Genomic DNA, 19,002 nt, shown 5'->3' on the forward strand with positions numbered 1-19,002 from the left:
ATGCCAGAAGAACAGCCGCTGTCCGAGACACCGTTCGCCTCGCTGACGCGATACCCGCCCGGCGCTCGGACCCTCTTCTGCCTCCCCTACGCCGGTGGGGACGTCACCGCCTTCTGGGCGTGGCGGCAGGCGTTCGACGGCATCCTGGACGTACGGGTGGCCATGCTGCCAGGCCGGGAGGGCCGGGTGGCCGAGCCCGGAGCCCTCTCCCCTGAGCTGATCGCCCGGTCCGTCGCCGCCGAGGTCGCCCGGCAGCGCACGCCGTACGCGATCTACGGGCACAGCATGGGCGGCCGGGTCGCCTTCGAGGTGGTCCGCGAGCTGCGGCGGCTGGGCGTACGGGCGCCCGAATGCCTCTACGTCGGCGCCGCGCACCCGCCGGAGCGCCAGGAGACGCTGGGACGGTGGACGGGCCTGGGCGACGAGGACCTGGTCGACGAGGTGATCCTGCGGCTCGGCGCGCCCGCGGAGTTACGGACGCAGCCCGAGGTCAAGGCCCTGCTCATCCCCGCCCTGCGGACGGACATGGACTGGCTGCGCCGCTACCGCTACACCCGCGAGGAGCCCCTGGACGTGCCCATCGTCGCCTTCGCCGGCGCGCACGACCGGGAGGTCGCCCACCCGAGCATGCTCGCCTGGGCCCGCCACACCTCCTCGGCCTTCCGCCTGCACACGCTCGACGCCGCGCACCTCTTCCTCGCCACGCACGGCGAGGAGGTGGCGCGGACGATCGCGGCCGGCCCCGAGCGGGCCATCGCCGCCGACGAGGTGCACGTGTGGCTGGCCGACCTCGACGAGCTGCCCGAGATGTGCGCGGCCCTCGACGAGCTGTCGCCGCGGGAGGCGGCGCGGGCGGCCCGGTTCCGGCAGGAGGACGGGCGGCGCGGGTTCGTCGGCAGGTCGGTGCTGCTGCGGCGGCTGCTCAGGGAGTACGGGGCCGACCCCGGCCTCGCCGAGCCGCCCGGCCGGTCCGGCGGCCTGCCGTACGGCGGGACCGGGCTCACCTACAGCGTCGCCCGGTCGGGCGGGCTCGTGCTGGTCGCGCTGACGACCGGCCGGGAGGTGGGCGCCGACCTGGAGCGCCTGCGCCCGCCGGCGGACGAGCAGACGTTCTTCGAGCGGATGCTGGACGAGCGGGAGCGCGCCGAGTTCGCCGCGCTGCCCGAGGAGCTGCGGCTGCACAGCGCGTTGCGCACGTGGACGGCCAAGGAGGCGCTGCTGAAGGCGTCCGGCGACGGGCGGCGGGTGGATCCGGCGCGGTTCGGGTTCGCCGGGCAGCGTCCGGGCCGGGCGTGGGTGCCGGAGGCGTCCCCCGAAGCGGGCCCAGAGACGGGCCCAGTGATGGGCCCAGAAATGGGCGCCGAGATGGGTGCTGAGACGGGTGCCGAGGCGGAGTGGCTGGCGGGGTGGCGGGTGACGCACCTGCCGCTGGGCCGGGCGATCGCCGCGATCGCCGTGCGCGCGCCGGGCTTCCTGCTGCGTTTCGAGACGGTACGGCGAGGCCGGCTGGTCCGGCCGGGTGTGGAGGCCGCAGGATGACACTCCTCAGCAGTCTGATCACGGCTCAGGCCGCGCGGACCCCGGACGCCCCGGCGGTCCGGCAGTGGGAGAACGTGCTCACCTACGCCGAGCTGGTCGAGCGGGCGTGGGCGCTGGCGGGCCGGCTGCGCGAGCTCGGCGTCGGGCCGGAGGCGCGGGTGGGGCTGTGCACCCGCCGCACCCCGCTGATGCCGGTGGCGGTGCTGGCCGTGCATCTGGCGGGCGGCGCGTACGTGCCGCTGGACCCCGGGCATCCGCGCCAGCGGCTGGAGGAGGTGCTGGAGGACGCCGGGATCGCGGTGGTCGTCGTGGACGAGCGCGGCCACGAGCTGCTGGACGGCTGCGCCGCCACGCTCGTCGACGCCTTCCAGCCGGGACCGGCCGAGCCCCGGGAGAGCGGCGCCGTCGCGGGCAACGCGGCGTGGGTGATCTACACCTCCGGCTCCACCGGACGGCCCAAGGGCGTGGTGGTGAGCCACGCCAACGCCGTCTTCTTCGTCACCGCGACCGTCGCGCGCTTCGGCCTGGACGCGAGTTGCAGCTCGATGGCCTTCTCCGCGCTGGGCTTCGACGCCTCGATCATGGACATGGTGCTCCCGCTGACCGTCGGCGGCTGCGTGCAGCTCGTGCCGGACGAGGACCGCGTGGACCCGGCCCGGTTGCAGCACTTCCTGGAGGGCCACGACGTCACCTGGGGCTACCTCCCGCCCGCGCTGCTGCCGCTGGTGGACCCGAGCCGGCTGCCGCACCTGCGGGACGTGGTGACGGCGGGCGAGCCGCCCCCGCCCGAGCAGGTGGCGCGCTGGTCGGCGCACACCCGCTTCCACAACCTGTACGGCCCGACCGAGCTGACCGTCGTCGTGGTGGGCGGCGAGTTCCGCGGCGTGTGGGAGCGGCCGCTGCCGATCGGCCGGCCGTTGACCGGCTGCCGGGCCTACATCGTGGACGAGGACATGAACCTGTGCCCGCCGGGCGTCCCCGGCGAGCTGCTCGTCGGCGGCCCGCAGGTCAGCCGCGGCTACCTGGACCGGCCGGCGCTGACGGCCGAGCGGTTCGTGCCCGACCCGTTCTCGGACGAGCCGGGCGCGCGGCTGTACCGGACCGGCGACCACGTGGCCTGGCAGGAGGACGGCCAGATCGCGTTCATGGGCCGCCTCGACCGCCAGGTGAAGGTCCAGGGGCAGCGCGTGGAGATCGGCGAGGTGGAGACCACGCTGCGCGCCCATCCCGGAGTGCGGCAGGCGGTGGTGGACTACGCGGGCGAGCTGGTCGCCTACGTGACGCCGCAGGACGCGCCCGACCTGGCCGCCCTGCGCGAGGACCTGGCGGTGCGGCTGCCGCCGTACATGCTGCCGACCAGGCTGGTCCGGCTGCCGCTCCTCCCGCTGAACGCCTCAGGCAAGGTGGACCTCGCCGCCCTGCGGGCGCAGTCGCAGCGGGAGCGGGGAACGGCGAGCGGGCTGGCCGGGATCTGGGCGCGGGTGCTGGAGGCGCCCGTCCCGGACGACGAGGACGACTTCTTCCAGCGCGGCGGCCACTCGCTGCGGGCCATGCGGCTGGTGGCCGCGGTGCGCGCGGAGCTGGGCCGGGTGGTCTCGGTCCAGGACGTCTACGAGGGCCGGACCTACGGCGCGCTGCGCGCGCTCGTGGCGGGCGCGGAGCGGGCCTCCGCCGCCGCGCCGCCCACCGGCAGCCCGGCCGCGTTCTCCCCCGCCCAGCGCCGGATGTGGTTCGTCGAGCAGCTCGCGCCCGAGTCGGCCGCGCACAACATCGCGATGGCCGAGCGGATCCGGGGCCCGCTCGACGTCGCCGCGCTCCGCCGGGCGCTCACCGCCGTGGTGGCGGCCCACGAGGCGTTGCGCTGGCGGGTGGCCTCGCGCGACGGGATCCCCGACGTGACGGTCGCGCCGCCGGGTGAGGTGCCGCTGCCGATCGACGACCTCTCCCCCGCCGATCTGGACGCGGCGCTGCAGAAGGAGGCGCGGGAACGGTTCGACCTGGCCGCCGGGCCGCTGTTCCGGGCGCGGCTGCTCCGGCCTGCCCCCGACGAGCACGTGCTCTGCCTGACCGCGCACCACCTGGTGTTCGACGGCTGGTCGCAGGACGTGCTCTTCCGCGGCCTGTCGGCCGCCTACCGCGGCGAGCCGGTCGAGGCGGGCGAGCACACGTTCGCCGACTACGTGCGCTGGCTGCGGGCGAACGGCGACGGCCAGGCGCTGGGCTGGTGGCGCGAGCGCCTGCACGACGCCCCGCTGGTGCTGGACCTGCCCAGGGACGCGCCCAGGCCGCCCGCGCAGACCTTCCGCGGCGCCGCCGTCCGTGGCGAGGTGGACGCGGAGCTGGCCGGCCGGGTGGCCGAGCTGGCGGCCGAGCTCGGCACCACCCCGTACGCGGTGCTGCTGGCCGCCTTCGCGCGCCGCCTGGCCACCCTCGCCGGACGGGACGACCTGGTGGTGGGCGCGGCCTACGCCGACCGGCCGCACGTGGCGTTCGAGTCGCTGGTGGGGATGTGCGTGCAGGTCCTGCCGCTGCGGCTGCGCCCCCGTGGCGGCTTCGCCGAGCAGGTGACGGCGTGCGCGGCCGAGCTGAACGCCGCGATCAGGCACCGGGACGTGCCGCTCGGGCAGCTCCTGGAGTCGCTGCGGCTGCCGCGCGACCTGAGCCGCAACCCGATCACGCAGGTCATGTTCAACATGTACAACTTCGCGCAGGCCCAGCTGGACCTGGACGGCTGCGCGAGCGAGACGCTGCGGCCGGGCCTGCCGGGCGCGCTGTTCGACCTGACGATGTACGTGGGCGAGCAGCGCGGCGGTTACGCGCTGGAGCTGGTCTACAACCCCGACCTGTTCTCCGCCGAGCGCATGACGGCGCTGGTGGACGGCTACGTCGAGCTGCTCGGCGAGTCGCTGACCGGACAGGCGCGCCCCGAGCCCCCCGACGCCGAACTGCCGGCCTGGGACGGGCCCGGCCTGCTGGAGCTGGCCGGCGGCGCGCACGCCGGGGCGCGGCGGCGGACCGAGGCGGCGCTGCGGAGCGCGGGGGTCGAGCCGGGGGCCGTGGTGGCCGTCGTCGCCTCCCGGGTGCCCGAGCTGCCGGGGGTCCTGCTCGGCGTGCTGGCGGCGGGGGCCCGGTGGGTGGTGATCGACTCGGCCTATCCCGCCGCCGTCCAGGAGCGGCAGATCGCCGCCGCGGGAGCGCGGGCGGTGCTCCGGGACGACGTGATCGAGCTGCGCGAGGGCGGCGCCCCGCTGCCGGGGCCCGGCTACCTGTCGATGACCTCGGGCACCACGGGCGAGCCCAAGGCGGTCGTCACCGGCGAGCGGCCGCTGGCCCACTTCCTGTCCTGGTACGTCCGCACCTTCGCGGTCGAGCCGCGCGACCGGTTCGCGCTCCTGCACGGACCGGCCCACGACCCGGCGCTGCGCGACATGTTCGTGCCGGCCGTGGCGGGCGCCGAGCTGTTCGTGCCCGACCACGAGCTGGTCCGCGATCCCGGCAAGCTCGTCACCTGGCTGCGCGAGCACGCGATCACCGTCCTGCATCTGACGCCGCAGCTCGCGGCGATGCTGGCGGGCACCGGCGGCACGCTGCCCGACGTGCGGCTGGCCGGGGTGGGCGGCGACCTGTTCACCGGCGTCCAGGCGGCCCGGCTGCGCGCGTTCCTGCCCGATGCCCGGATCGTCGCCTTCTACGGCACGACCGAGACGCCGCAGGCGCACGCGTGGCACGAGCTCGCGGAGCCGTACCCGGAGGTCGTGCCGATCGGGCGGCCCGTCGAGGGCAGCGAGATCATCGTGGTGACGCCGGACGGCAGGCGGGCCGGCGTGGGCGAGCTCGGCGAGGTGGTCGTCCGCAGCCGCCACCTGTCCGACGGCTACCTGGATCCGGCGCTGACCGGCCGCCGCTTCACCGGCGACCGCTTCCGCACCGGCGACCTCGGCCGGCGCAACCCCGACGGCACGATCACCCCGGCGGGGCGCGCCGACGACCAGGTGAAGGTGCGCGGCTTCCGGGTCGAGCTGGGCGAGGTGGAGGCCGCGCTCGCCGCCTGCCGGGACGTGCGCGCCGCCGCGGCCAGGGTCGAGGGCGGCACGCTCGTCGGCTACGTGGTGCCCGCCCGGCCGGGGCTGGCGGCGCACCGCCTCCTGGACGAGCTGCGCGGCGCGCTGCCCGAGCACGCCGTCCCCAGCGAGGTGGTGGCGCTGCCCGCGCTGCCGCTGACGCCCAACGGCAAGGTGGACCGCGCCGCGCTGCGCGGCCGGCCGGTCGAGCAGCCCAAGGCCGGCGGCGGCCTCGACGGCCCCACCCAGAAGACGGTCGCCCAGGTGTGGCGCGCCGTGCTGGGCGTGCCGCGGCTCGGCCCCGACGACAACTTCTTCGAGATCGGCGGCCATTCGCTGGCCGTGGCGGCGGTGCAGGCCCGGCTGCGGGCGGCGACCGGCCGCGAGATCCCGATCACCGAGCTGTTCAGGCATCCCACGATCCGGACGCTGGCCGCGCATCTCGATGGCGCGGGCGGCAGTCCGGGACTGGACCGGGCGGCGCGCCGCCTGGCCTCACGGCGAGACAGGTTGAGGAACCGCAACGAGAAGGGGATTGCCCCATGACGGACGAGCCCACGGCCGAGCCGATCGCGATCATCGGCTTGTCGTGCCGAGTCCCGGGAGCGGGTGACGCGCAGCAGTTCTGGCGCAACCTCGCCGACGGCGTCGAGTCGCTGACCACGTACACCCTGGAGGAGCAACGGGCGCTGGGCACGGCGGAGAGCCTGCTGGCCGACCCGAACTTCGTGCCGGCCGCCATGACGCTGGACGACTACGAGGGCTTCGACGCGGCGTTCTTCGGCATGTCGATCAGGGAGGCCGAGGTGCGCGACCCGCAGCACCGGCTGTTCCTGGAGCTGTCGCACACGGCGCTGGAGGACGCGGGCTACGACCCGTTCCGCTACCCGGGTGAGATCGGCGTCTACGCCGGGACCGGGACGGACACCTACCAGTGGCGCAACATCCGCAGCAACGCCCAGGCGCACAAGAACGCCGGCTGGCTGGCGGTCATGGTGGGCAACCACGTGGACTACTGCGCCACCCTCACCTCCTACAAGCTCGACCTGCGCGGCCCCAGCTACACCGTGCACACCGCGTGCTCGACCGCGCTGGTGGCCTTCCACATCGCGTGCGAGGCGCTGCGCAACGGCGAATGCGACATGGCGCTGGCCGGCGCGGCCATGCTGGACCTGCCGCAGGGCGAGGGCTACATCTACGACCAGGACGGCATCGTCTCCCCCGACGGGCACACCCGCTCCTTCGACGCCGACGCCGGCGGCACGACCTGGGGCAGCGGCGGCGGCGTGCTCGTGCTGAAGCGGCTGTCGGAGGCGATCGAGGACCGCGACAACATCCGCGCGGTGGTCCTGGGCAACGCGATCAACAACGACGGCGCGGGCAAGGTCGGCTTCTCCGCCCCCAGCCTGGACGGCCAGGCCGCGGTGATCGCGCAGGCGCTGGGCGTCGGCGGCGTGGATCCCCGTACGGTCACCTACGTCGAGGCGCACGGCACCGGCACGGCGCTCGGCGACCCGATCGAGGTGGCCGCGCTGTCCAGCGTGTTCGCCCAGCACACCAGCGACACCCAGTGGTGCGGCATCGGCTCGGTCAAGAGCAACATCGGCCACCTCGGCCAGTCGGCCGGCATCCCCAGCCTGGTCAAGACGGTGCTGGCGCTGGAGAACAAGCTGATCCCGCCGACGTTGCACTTCAAGAGCCCCAACCCGAAGATCGACTTCCCGGCGAGCCCGTTCTACGTCGTCTCCTCGCCGACGAAGTGGGAGCGCGACGACTTCCCGCGCCGCGCGGGGGTCAGCTCGTTCGGCATCGGCGGCACGAACGCGCACGCCGTGCTGGAGGAGGCCCCGCCGCGCCCGTCGCTGCCCCGTGAGCGGCCCGCCCACCTGCTGAAGCTGTCGGCCAGGACGGAGTCGGCGCTGGCCGCGGCGCGCGAGCGGCTGGCCGCGCACCTGGCCGCGCACCCCGAGACGGACCTGGCCGACGCCGCGTTCACGCTGCGCGTGGGCCGCCGGGAGCTCAAGCACCGGGCCGTCGTCGTCGCCACCTCGCCGGGCGACGCGGTGGCCGCGCTGTCCGACCCCAGGCGGATCGTCACCGGCGCCAAGCCGAAGCGACCGGCGCAGGTCGCCTTCCTCTTCTCCGGCCAGGGCGCCCAGTACGGCGGCATGGCCGCGGAGCTGTACCGCAACGAGCCGATCTTCCGCGAGGCGGTCGACGAGTGCGCGGCCGTCCTGGACGTGCGCGAGGAGATCTTCGCCACCGGCGAGGAGGCGGACGAGGCGCTGCGGCAGACCTCGCTCACCCAGCCCGCCCTGTTCACGGTCGAGTACGCGCTGGCCAGGCTCTGGCTCTCGCTGGGCGTCGAACCGGCCGCGATGATCGGCCACAGCATCGGCGAGTACGCGGCGGCCACCATCGCCGGCGTCTTCACCCTGCCCGACGCGATGCGGCTGGTCGCGGCGCGCGGCCGGCTCATCCAGGCGCTGCCGCCCGGCTCCATGCTGGCCGTGCAGCTCATGCCCGACGAGATCGCGCCGATGCTGCCCGACGACGTCTCGGTGGCCACCGTCAACGGCCCCGGCACGTGCGTCGTGTCGGGCCCGTCGGAGTCGATCGCGGAGCTGGCCGAGATGCTGGAGGAGGAGGGCATCGGCTGCACCCGGCTGCGCACCTCGCACGCCTTCCACTCGGCGATGATGGAGCCGATGCTGCGCGAGTTCCGCGAGCTGGTCGCGGCGGCCCGGCCGGCCGCGCCGAGCCTGCCGTTCCTGTCCAACGTGACCGGCACGTGGATCACCGCCGCGGAGGCCACGGACCCGTCCTACTGGGCCAGGCACGTGCGCGAACCGGTCCGCTTCGGCGACTGCGTCTCGACGCTCCTGGCCGACGGCGAATGGATCATGATCGAGTGCGGGCCGGGCCGGCAGCTGTGCGGCCTGGCGGGCACCCAGCTCGCCGCCGGCGCGATCGCCCCGCTGCCGTCGCTGCCCGGCCCGCGCGACCGGGCCGGTGACGTCGCGGTCTTCTCGCAGGCCGTCGGCGCGCTGTGGGTGCACGGCATCGAGCTGAACGACTTCGGCGCCCCCGGCTTCCGGGTCTCCCTGCCGGGCTACCCGTGGGAGCGGCAGCGCGCCTGGATCGACCCCGACCCGCAGGGCGCCTTCGCCGGCGGCGTCGCCCATCCGCAGCAGGCCGGCGGCCCCCTGCCGCCCGAGCGGTGGTACGGCGTGCCCGTCTGGCGCCAGGCGCCGGCCCGTCCGGGGACGCCGTCGCCGGTCACGCGCTGCCTGGCCTTCGTGGACGAGGGCTCGGCCGCGCTGGCCGACGCGCTGCGCGCCTCCGGGGCCGAGGTGCTGGAGGTGCGGCCGGGCGCCGCGTTCGGCGCCTTCGACGGGCACTTCACGGTGCGGCCGGCCGTACGGGAGGACTACGACGCGCTGCTCGAAGCGGTCGGCGAGATCCCCGAGCGGATCGTGCACGCCTGGGCGCTCACCGGCGGCGAGCAGACGTGGGCGGCGCAGGACCGCGGCTTCTTCGGCGTCCTGGGTCTCGTGCAGGCGCTGTCGGCGGCCCAGCCTCCGGGCGGGGTGCAGCTCGACCTGGTGACCGCGGGCACGATGGACGTCGTCGGCGGCGACCTGACCAGGCCGGAGCACGCGACGCTGGCGGCCTTCGCCCGGGTCGTCCCGCTGGAGACGCCGTGGCTGCGCGTCCGGCACATCGACGCGCCGGACGGTGAGGCGAACCGGCCGGCGGCGGCGCGGAGCCTCGCCGCCGAGCTGGGCCGCGCGGCCGAGCCCGGCGAGGCCGGGCTGCTGGCCCCGGTCGCCCTGCGCGGCGGGAAGCGGTGGCTGCTCGGATACGAGCAGGTCGAGGTGGACAGCGAGCCGGGCGAGCCGCGCGACGGCCAGGTGTACGTGATCACCGGCGGTCTGGGCGGCATCGGCATCTCGCTGGCCGAGGACCTGGCGGCGCGGGCCCGCGTCAACCTGGTCCTGCTGTCCAGGAGCGGGCTGCCCGGCGGCCCGCCGCGGTCGGCCCGCGAGGCGCGCGCCGCCGAGGCGATCGGCCGGATGGAGGCCGCCGGGGCGCGGGTGCTGACCCTGGCCGCCGACGTGACCGATCCGGCGGACATGCGCCGCGCCAGGGACGAGACGCTGGCCGCCTTCGGCCGGGTGGACGTGCTCGTCCACGCGGCCGGCCTGCCCGGCGGCGGCATGGCCCAGATCAAGGAGCGGGAGGCGGCCGAGGCCGTGCTCCGGCCCAAGCTGCTCGGCACGCTGGCGCTCCAGGAGGCGTTCGGCGACCTGGAGCTGGAGGCCGTGGTGCTCTGCTCGTCGATCACCGCGGTGGCCGGCGGGTTCGGGCAGATCGACTACTGCGCGGCCAACAACTTCCTCGACGCGCACGCCCGCGCCGGGCGAGGCTGGAACGCCGCCCAGGTCGTCAGCGTCAACTGGGGCAGATGGCTGGAAGTCGGCATGGCGGTGGAGACGGCGGCGCCCGCCGGATTCGTCGCCTTGCAGCGCGGCGACCGGATCAAGGCGCTCGACCACCCGGTCCTCGACGCGCGGCACGCCGGAGAGATCGGCGGGCTCGACTGGTGCAGCGGCACGCTCTCGCCCGCCACGCACTGGGTGCTGGACGAGCACCGCATCGCCGACGTGCCGGTGCTGCCCGGCACCGGCCACGTCGAGCTGGCCAGGACGGCCGCCGAGGCGGTGCTGCCCGGCGACGGGGTCATCGAGCTGCGGGACGTGGTGTTCGTCGAACCGCTGTCGGTGGCCGACGGCGCGACCGCCGAGGTGAGGGTGCTCTTCACCCCGGAGGCGGACGGCGCCGAGTTCCAGGTGCAGAGCATCATCGGCGGCTCGCACCGCAGCCACGCCAGGGGCACGGCGGCCAAGGTGAGCCCGCCGCCCGCCGACCGCGTGGACCTGCGCGCCATCATGGACCGCTGCGTCTCCTCGGCGGACGAGCAGGGCGGCGTCCCGCTGTCGGGCCTGCTCACGCTGGGCGGCCACTGGCACCGGACGCTGACCGCCACGCACGTCGGGCAGCAGGAGGCGCTCGGCCTGTTCGAGGCCAACGACGTGCTGATGGCCGACCTCGACCGGTGGGGGCTGCACCCGGCTCTGCTCGACGCCGCCACCACCTTCAGCTGGGTCGCGGTCGAGGGCCACTACCTGCCGCTCGGCTACGGCCGCATCACCGTCTTCGGCGGCCTGCCCGAGGCGTTCTGGAGCCATCTGCGCATCACCAGCACCGACACCGACGAGGTGCTGGTCGTCGACGTCACGTTGATCGCGCCCGACGGCACGGTGCTGGTGCAGATCTCCGACTACGTCCTGCGCAGGATCGACACCGAGGCCGTGGTCTCCGGGGTCCGCTCCAGCGCCGGGTCCCAGGTCGCCGCCCCGGCCGGGGCCGCGTCGTCGGCGGCTTCGTCGGCGGCTTCGTCGGCGGCTTCGCCGGCGGCGGCCGACGACGTGGCCGGCATCAGGCCGGCCGACGGCGCCCTCTCCCTGCGCCGGCTGCTCGCCGCCCCGCTCGGCCCCCAGGTCGTGGTGGCGGCCAGTACGGTGGCCGAGCTCGTCGCCGGGGTCGGCTCGCTGACCCAGGAGACCGTCGAGAGCGAGCTCGACCCGGCGGCGGTCGCCGACCGGCAGGACAAGGCGCCCGCCGAGGGCTACGTCGCGCCGCGCAACGACGCCGAGGCCACGATCGCCCGCCTGTGGGGCGAGGTGCTCGGCGGCGACCACATCGGCGTCGACGACGACTTCTTCGAGCTGGGCGGCAACTCGCTCATCGCGGTCCAGCTCATCGCCCTGATCCGCAAGGAGCTGGGGGTGCGGCTGCCGATGCGCAACCTGTTCGAGGAGCCGACCGTGGCCGGGGTCGCCGCCCTGATCGAAGCCGCCACGGCCGCCGCCCCCGAGCCCGCCCCGGCCGGGCCCGCCACCCAGACCATCCCCCGCCTCCCCCGGAGTTCCGCATGAGCGCAGAGACCAGCACAGTAACCAGCACAGAGACCGGCACGGACACCAAGGTCGTACGCAACGACGAGGAGCAGTACTCCATCTGGCCGGCCGGCCGGGACAACCCCTCCGGCTGGTACGACGCCGGTTTCTCCGGCACCAAGGACGCCTGTCTGGCGCACATCGAGCAGGTGTGGACCGACATGCGGCCGAAGAGTCTGCGAGAGGCCATGGACAGTGAGTGATGCCTTCCCCGCCTCCTCCGGCCAGGAGCGGATGTGGTTCCTTTCGCGCTTCGAGCCCGATCTGGCCGTCTACAACATCGGCATGGTCATGCCGATGGCGGCCAGGCAGCCGGTGGACCCCCGCCGGCTGGAGCGGGCGATCGATCTGGTGGTGCGGCGTCATGAGGCGCTGCGCACCACGTTCGACTTCCGGGAGGGGCAGGTCGTGCAGATCGTCCACCCCGGCGCGCCGCCGACGGCGCTGACCGAGACGGACCTGAGCCACCTTCCGCGGGCCGCCGCCGAGGCGGAGCTGGCCCGCCTGGCCAAGGCGGACGCGGTGCTGCCCTTCGACATGGAACGGGCGCCGCTCTACCGCGGCAGGCACGTCAAGCTGGCCGAGGACGACCTGCGGCTGGCCGTCGTCTTCGACCACACGATCTTCGACGGCGTCTCGTCCATGGTCTTCATGGACGAGGTGGAGGAGTGCTACGACGCGCTCGGCGAGGACCGTCCGCCGAAGCTGCCCGAGCTGCCGATCCAGTTCGCCGACTTCGCCGTGTGGCAGCGCGGCAGGTTGTCCGGCGAGTTCCTGGAGACCGAGCTGGTGCACTGGCGGGAGCGGCTGGCCGGGGTGCCCGCCGACCTCGCCCTGCCGGGCGACCGGCCGCGGCCGGCCCGCCGCAGCTACCGGGGCGGGATCCGGCTCGGCGTCTACTCCCCCGAGCTGTCGGCGGGCGTGGAGCGGCTGGCCAAGGAGCTCAACACGACGTTGTTCACGGTGATGCTCACCGCGTACGCCGCCGTGCTGTCGCGCTGGTCGGGGATCGACGACATCGTGGTGGGCACGCCGGTCGCGGGCCGGCTGCTGCCCGAGACCGAGCCGGTCATCGGCATGTTCGTCAACGCGGTGCCGCTGCGCGTGGACCTGTCGGGCGCGCCCGGCTTCCGCGAGGCGGCCGGGCGGGTGCGGGCGACGGTGGCCGAGGCGCTGGACCATCAGGAGCTGCCGTTCGAGCGGCTCGTGGAGGACCTGCAGCCGGCCCGGGACCTGAGCGTGCCGCCGATCTACCAGGTGATGTTCAACCTGGCGATCCGCACCAACGAAGGGCAGATCGCCAACGGCACCGCCAAGGTGGATCTCCAGCTCGACGTCAACATGCGCGACGGGCTGCTGCACACCCGGCTGGAGTACGCCACCGACCTGTTCGACCTCGAGACGATCGAACGCTTCGAGGCGAACCTGCGCACGCTGGTCGAGGCGGCCGCCGCCGACCCCGGCCGGGCGGTGCCCGAGCTCCCCGTGCTCGACGCGGACGAGCGGGCGCGCGTGCTGGCACTCGGGGACGGCGGCCCGCAGGCCGGGCCCGGCACCCTGCACACGCTGATCGAGGCCCGGGCCGCCGCGACCCCCGACGCCCCCGCGGTGGTCTTCGGCGACGTCACGCTCACCTACGCCGAGCTCAACGGCCGCGCCAACCGGCTGGCCCGGCGGCTGCGGCAGATCGGCGTGGAGCGCGGCCGGCCCGTCGCGGTCTGCGCGGAACGCTCGCCCGAGCTGGTCGTCGCGTTGCTCGCGGTGCTCAAGGCGGGCGGGGCGTACGTGCCGCTGGACCCGGAGTACCCGCGGGACCGGCTGGAGTTCATGCTGTCCGACTCCGGCGCGGGGGTGCTGCTCACCCAGCGCCACCTGCCGTCCTTCGGGCCGGTCGAGACGGTGCTGCTGGAGGACGACCACGACCTCGGCTCCGGCGACCTCGACCCGGTGACCGGGCCGGACGACGCCGCGTACCTGATCTACACCTCGGGCTCGACCGGCCGGCCGAAGGCCGTGGTCAACACCCATCGCGGCATCGTCAACCGGCTCGCCTGGATGCAGGAGACGTTCGGCCTGACGGCCGGCGACGTGGTGATGCAGAAGACGCCGACCAGCTTCGACGTGTCGGTGTGGGAGTTCTTCTGGCCGCTGTTGCAGGGCGCCTGCCTCGTGCCGGTGCGGCCGGGCGGCCACCGCGACCCGGCTCACCAGCGCGACCTGGTCAAGCGGCACGCGGTGACCACGATGCACTTCGTGCCGTCGATGCTCGCCCTCTTCCTGGAGGAGGCGAACATCGAGTCGTGCACGTCCCTGCGGCGCGTGGTGTGCAGCGGCGAGGAGCTGCCGCCCAGGACGGCGGCCCGCTTCTTCGAGCGCCTGCCCGGCGTGGAGCTGCACAACCTGTACGGCCCCACCGAGGCGGCCGTCGACGTCTCCTGGCACGCCTGCCGTCCGGGCGAGACGGTGATCCCCATCGGCCGCCCGATGCCCGGCTGCCGCCTGCACGTGCTCGACGAGCGCCTGGAGCCGCTGCCCGTCGGCGTGCCAGGGCAGCTGCACATCGGCGGCGTCCAGGTGGCCCGCGGTTACGCGGGACGGCCGGGGCTGACGGCCGAGCGCTTCGTCCCCGACCCGTACGGCCCGCCGGGCGCGCGGCTGTACGCCACCGGCGACCTGGCCAGGCTGCGCGCCGACGGGGAGCTGGAGTTCCTCGGCCGCATCGACGACCAGGTCAAGGTGCACGGCTGGCGGGTCGAGCTGGGCGAGGTCGAGGCGGCGCTGGCCGCGGACCCGCGGGTGCGCGGGGTGGTCGTCGCCCTGCGCGACGACGCGCCGGGCGGCCGCGGGCTGGTGGCCTACGTGGACTGGACGGGCGAGCCGAGCCGGTTGTCGCACGAGCTGCGGACCGGGCCGGCCCGCACGTTGCCGGCGGCGCTGGTGCCGCAGGCGTTCGTGCAGGTCAGCCAGTTCCCCGTGGGCCCGAGCGGGAAGCTCGACCGGGCCGCGCTGCCGTCGCCCACCGGGCCCGGCCGCAGCGATCTCGGCACCACCTACGTCGCGCCGGAGACGCCGCTGGAGGAGGAGCTGTGCGCGCTCTGGGGCGAGCTGCTCGGCCGTGACCGGGTGGGCGTCGAGGACGACTTCTTCGCGCTCGGCGGGCACTCGCTGCTGGCCGTCCTGCTGATCACCCGGTATCGGGAGGCGTACGGGATCGAGATGGACCTGCGGGTCTGCTTCGAGCTCACCACGGTGGCCGAGCACGCGCTGGCCGTGCTGGAACTCCAGCTCGGCGACGTCGAGCTGGACGATCTCCTGGCGGAGGACGCGGACGGATGAGCGAGGTGAGAGGGCGGCTGGCCCGCCTCAGCCCGGAGCAGCGCGCGGCGCTGGAGCGCAGGCTCCAGCGGCAGCCGAAGGCCCGGCCCGCCGGGATCCCCCCGCGCAGCGACCCGGACGCGCCGGCGCCGCTCTCCTACGGGCAGGAGCGGCTGTGGTTCCTGCAGCGGCTCGACCCCGCCGACGCCTCCTACAACATGTACATGGTGCAGCGGCTGCGCGGCGAGCTGTCCGTCCGCGACCTGGCCGGGGCGCTGTCCACCGTGGCGGCGCGGCACCCGATGCTGCGGGCCCGCTTCCCCGCGGTGGAGGGCGGCCCGGTCCAGGTCGTGGAGCCGGAGCTGAAGCTCGACCCGGTGCTGGTGGACCTCGCGGACCTGCCCGCCGCCGAACGCGAGGCCCGCGCCACGGAGATCGTGGCCGAGCTGACCAACACGCCGTTCGACCTGGCCACGGGGCCGCTGGTACGGGTGCACCTGATCACGCTGTCGGCCACCGATCACGTGCTCTGCCTGGTCCTGCACCACATGGTGGCCGACGGCTGGTCGCTGAAGATCATCTTCTCCGAGCTGGCCGCCTGCTACACCGGGAACGCGGCGGGGCTGGGCGTCCCGTCGATCGACTACCGCGACTTCGCGGCCTGGCAGCGTGGCCGCGAGCCGGCGCGGGAGTCGCTGGACTACTGGCGCGCCAAGCTCGACGGCGTGCAGCCGCTGGACCTGCCCACGGACCGGCCGCGGCCGGCCGTACGGGTGGCCAGCGGGGACTACTGCGCGCGGCGCATCGGCCCCGAGCTGACGGCCCGGCTGGAGCAGCTGGCCAGGGACGAGCGCGGCACGCTGTTCATGGTCCTGCTGGCCGCCTACCAGCTCCTGCTGGGCACGCACTGCGGCACCGAGGACCTGACGGTCGGCTCGGTCATCGCCGGCCGCGACCGCCCGGAGCTCCAGGACGTCGTCGGCTTCTTCCCCGAGACGCTCGTGCTGCGCGGCGACCTGTCCGGCGACCCGTCCTTCCGCACGCTGCTCGCGCGGACCAGGGCGACGGTGCTGGACGCGTTCGCGCACCAGGACATCCCCTTCGAACGCCTGCTCAACGACCTCGGCATCCGCCGCGACCTGAGCACGACGCCGCTGTTCCAGGCGATGTTCGTGATCCAGGACAAGGAGGCCGGCGCCCTGCCGCTGCCCGGCATCGAGGCGGAGATGTTCGACCCGGGCGCGACCCAGGCGAAGTTCGACCTGATGCTGGACGTCACCCAGTTCGACGGCTCCCTGTGGGCGATGTTGTCCTACGCCAGCGACCTGTTCGAGGAGGAGACCGCGACGCGGTTGCTGCGGCGGTGGGAGCGGGTGCTGGAGGCGGTCGTGCGCGACCCGGGCACGCCGCTGTCCGCGCTGCGCGCGGCCATGCTGCTGCCCGAGGACCGGCCGCCGGTCCTCGACACCCCGCAACCTCCCGCGCGCGACGTGCTCGACCTCTTCCAGGAGCGCGTCCGGCTGGCTCCCGGCGCGACGGCGGTGAGCCACGGCGACCGCCGGGTCAGCTACGCCGAACTGGACGCCATGGCCGCCGCCCTGGCCGGACGCCTGGCCGCGGCCGGGGTCGGCCCGGACACGGTCGTGGGCCTGCGCGCCGGGCGCTCGATCGAGCTGATCGCCGGGATGCTCGCCGTCGGCCGGGCGGGCGGGGCCTACCTGCCGCTCGACCCGGCGTACCCGCCGGAGCGGCTGCGGTGGATGGCGGCGGACGCGGGCGCGGCCCTGGTGCTGGACGAGGACGAGCTCCGCGAGTCGCCGCAGGCGCCGCACGCCGAGGCCGCGGGGCCGGGCTCGCTGGCGTACGTGATCTACACCTCGGGCTCGACCGGGCGTCCCAAGGGCGTGGAGGTGCCGCGCGAGGCGCTGGCGTCGCGGGTGGGCTGGATGCGCGGCCACTACGAGCTCGGGCCGGGCGACCGCGTCCTGCAGTTCGCCTCGCCGAGCTTCGACACGCACGCCGAGGAGATCTACCCGGCGCTGGCCGCCGGCGCGGAGCTCGTCCTGTGCCCGGACGAGCCGCTGCCGGACTTCCTGAAGACGCCGGAGGGCGCCGCGCTCACCGTGCTGGACCTGCCCACGTCGTACTGGCAGGAGCTGGTGGCCATGGGCGTCGAGTGGCCGCCCGGCCTGCGGCTGGTTATCCTGGGCGCCGACCCGCTGCCCGGCCCCGCGCTGGCCGCCTGGTACGCGTCCGGCCCCCAGGGCGTGCGCCTGGTCAACAGCTACGGCCCCACCGAGGCCACGATCATCGCCGCCACCGCCGACATGGACCCGTCAGAGGCGCTGCGCCGCCCGGCCGTGGGCGTCGCCCTGCCCGGCACCACGCTCCAGGTGCTGGGCCCCGACGGGCTCCCGGTGCCGGCCGGCGTCGCGGGCGAGCTGCACATCGGCGGCAGCGGCCTGGCCCGCGGCTACCGGGGCGCGCCGGCCCGCACGGCCGAGCGGTTCGTCCCCGGCCCGGGCGGCTCGCGTCTCTACCGCACCGGCGACCGGGCCCGCTTCCGCCTGGACGGCAGCCTGGAGATCCTCGGCCGGCTGGACCGGCAGGTGAAGGTGCGCGGTTACCGCGTCGAGCCGGGCGAGGTGGAGTCGGCGCTGCTGGCCCACCCGGCGGTACGGCAGGCCACGGTGGTGGTCCACGACGACCGCCTGATCGCCTACGCCGTCCACGACGCCGGGGACGCCTTACGCGAGCACCTCGCCGCCGAGCTTCCCCCGCACATGCTGCCCAGCGCGATCGTCTCGCTCGACCGCATCCCGCTCACCCCCGGCGGCAAGGTCGACCGGGACGCCCTGCCCGCGCCGGGCCGCCCGCGCGGCGCCGCCTACGAGCCGCCGGCCGGCGCGGCCGAGGAGCTCGTCTGCCTGGTCTGGGCCGAGGTGCTGGGGCTGGAGCGGGTGGGCGCGCTGGACGACTTCTTCCAGCTCGGCGGCCACTCGCTGCTGGCCACCAGGACCACGGCCCGCATCGCCGCGGCCATCGAGCTGGACGTGCCGCTCAAGCTGACCTTCACCCACCCGACGCCACGCCTGCTGGCCGCGGCCCTGGAACACCTGGCCGAGGAGGCCGACGAGCGTGGATGAACGGAACGCGCGCGTGCAGGCCCGCTTCCGCAAGGCGATCGCGGGCCTGGGCGCCGCCGAGCAGATCCCGCGACGCGCCGAGGGCAGCGACCCGCCGCTGTCGTTCGCGCAGGAGCGGCTGTGGTTCATGGAGCAGTTCGCCCCCGGGACGAGCGCGTACGTGCTGCCCGTGTCGGCCCGGCTGCGCGGCCCGCTGGACGCCGGACGGCTGCGGGAGTCGCTGGACGCCGTGGCCGCCCGGCACGAGAGCCTGCGCATGACCTTCCCGGCCGGCCCCGACGGGCGGCCGGAGGTGCGGGTGGCGGATCGGGTGCGGGTGCCGCTGCGCGTCGTGGACGTGCCGGACGAGACGGCTGCCAGGCAGGTGCTCAGCGCCGACGCCGCGCTCCCCTTCGACCTGGCCGACGGCCCGCTGCTGCGCGCCACCCTGGTACGGCTCGCGCCCGACGACCACGCGCTGCTGGTGGCGGTCCATCACATCGTCGCCGACGGCTGGTCGGCCGAGCTGATCCTCCGCGAGCTGCTGACACCGCCGCAGAGCGGGCCGCGGCTGGGTTTCGGCGACTACGCGGCCTGGCAGCGCGAGCGGCTGAGCGGCGACCGGCTGGCCGGCGACCTGGCGTTCTGGCGCGCCGAGCTGGACGGGTTGCAGGTGCTCGACCTGCCCCTGGACCGGCCGCGCCCGCCCCGGCAGTCCTTCCGCGGCGGCTGGCACGACGTCGAGCTGGACGTGGCGGCCTTCCGCGAGCTGTGCCGGGCCGAGGGGGCGACCCTCTACATGGGGCTGCTCGCCGCCTTCCAGGTGCTGCTGGCCCGCTGGTCGGGCACGACCGGCTTCGCGGTGGGGTCGCCGGTGGCCGGACGGTCCCGGCCGGAGTTCGAGGACATGGTCGGGCTGTTCGTCAACCTGCTCCCGCT

At 75.1% G+C, this 19,002-nt stretch carries 7 protein-coding genes (1 of these 7 cut by a window edge); all 7 read left to right on the top strand.

The window, feature by feature from the left end; all coding sequences use genetic code 11:
• Tightly spaced (each overlapping or abutting the next), the 7 genes in view from ACIBST_RS03070 to ACIBST_RS03100 form a layout consistent with a single transcriptional unit that may run on beyond the window.
• Complete coding sequence (locus ACIBST_RS03070) at positions 1-1,539, top strand: thioesterase domain-containing protein (RefSeq protein WP_397168593.1); 1,539 nt, start codon at positions 1-3, stop codon at positions 1,537-1,539.
• The gene (locus tag ACIBST_RS03075) at positions 1,536-6,146 is read left to right on the top strand and encodes an amino acid adenylation domain-containing protein (protein WP_397168594.1); all 4,611 of its coding nucleotides are present in this window, start codon (positions 1,536-1,538) and stop codon (positions 6,144-6,146) included. The genes ACIBST_RS03070 and ACIBST_RS03075 overlap by 4 nt, the downstream gene beginning before the upstream one ends.
• Complete coding sequence (locus ACIBST_RS03080; protein WP_397168596.1) at positions 6,143-11,602, top strand: SDR family NAD(P)-dependent oxidoreductase; 5,460 nt, start codon at positions 6,143-6,145, stop codon at positions 11,600-11,602. Before ACIBST_RS03075 ends, ACIBST_RS03080 begins: the two co-directional genes overlap by 4 nt.
• Positions 11,599-11,826: an MbtH family protein gene (locus tag ACIBST_RS03085; protein ID WP_397168597.1), complete on the top strand. Its 228-nt coding sequence runs from the start codon at positions 11,599-11,601 to the stop codon at positions 11,824-11,826. The genes ACIBST_RS03080 and ACIBST_RS03085 overlap by 4 nt, the downstream gene beginning before the upstream one ends.
• The gene (locus tag ACIBST_RS03090) at positions 11,819-14,959 is read left to right on the top strand and encodes an amino acid adenylation domain-containing protein (RefSeq protein ID WP_397168599.1); all 3,141 of its coding nucleotides are present in this window, start codon (positions 11,819-11,821) and stop codon (positions 14,957-14,959) included. Before ACIBST_RS03085 ends, ACIBST_RS03090 begins: the two co-directional genes overlap by 8 nt.
• Entirely contained in the window at positions 14,956-18,084 is a 3,129-nt protein-coding gene (locus ACIBST_RS03095) for an amino acid adenylation domain-containing protein (protein WP_397168601.1), read from the top strand. Before ACIBST_RS03090 ends, ACIBST_RS03095 begins: the two co-directional genes overlap by 4 nt.
• On the top strand, positions 18,077-19,002 hold the 5' end (the start) of the coding sequence (locus ACIBST_RS03100; protein ID WP_397168603.1) for an amino acid adenylation domain-containing protein. It continues 2,107 nt past the right edge of the window; only the first 926 of its 3,033 coding nucleotides appear in the window; the start codon lies at positions 18,077-18,079; the stop codon falls past the right edge of the window. The genes ACIBST_RS03095 and ACIBST_RS03100 overlap by 8 nt, the downstream gene beginning before the upstream one ends.

This window comes from Nonomuraea sp. NPDC049684 (assembly GCF_044465345.1).
GTDB lineage: Bacteria > Actinomycetota > Actinomycetes > Streptosporangiales > Streptosporangiaceae > Nonomuraea.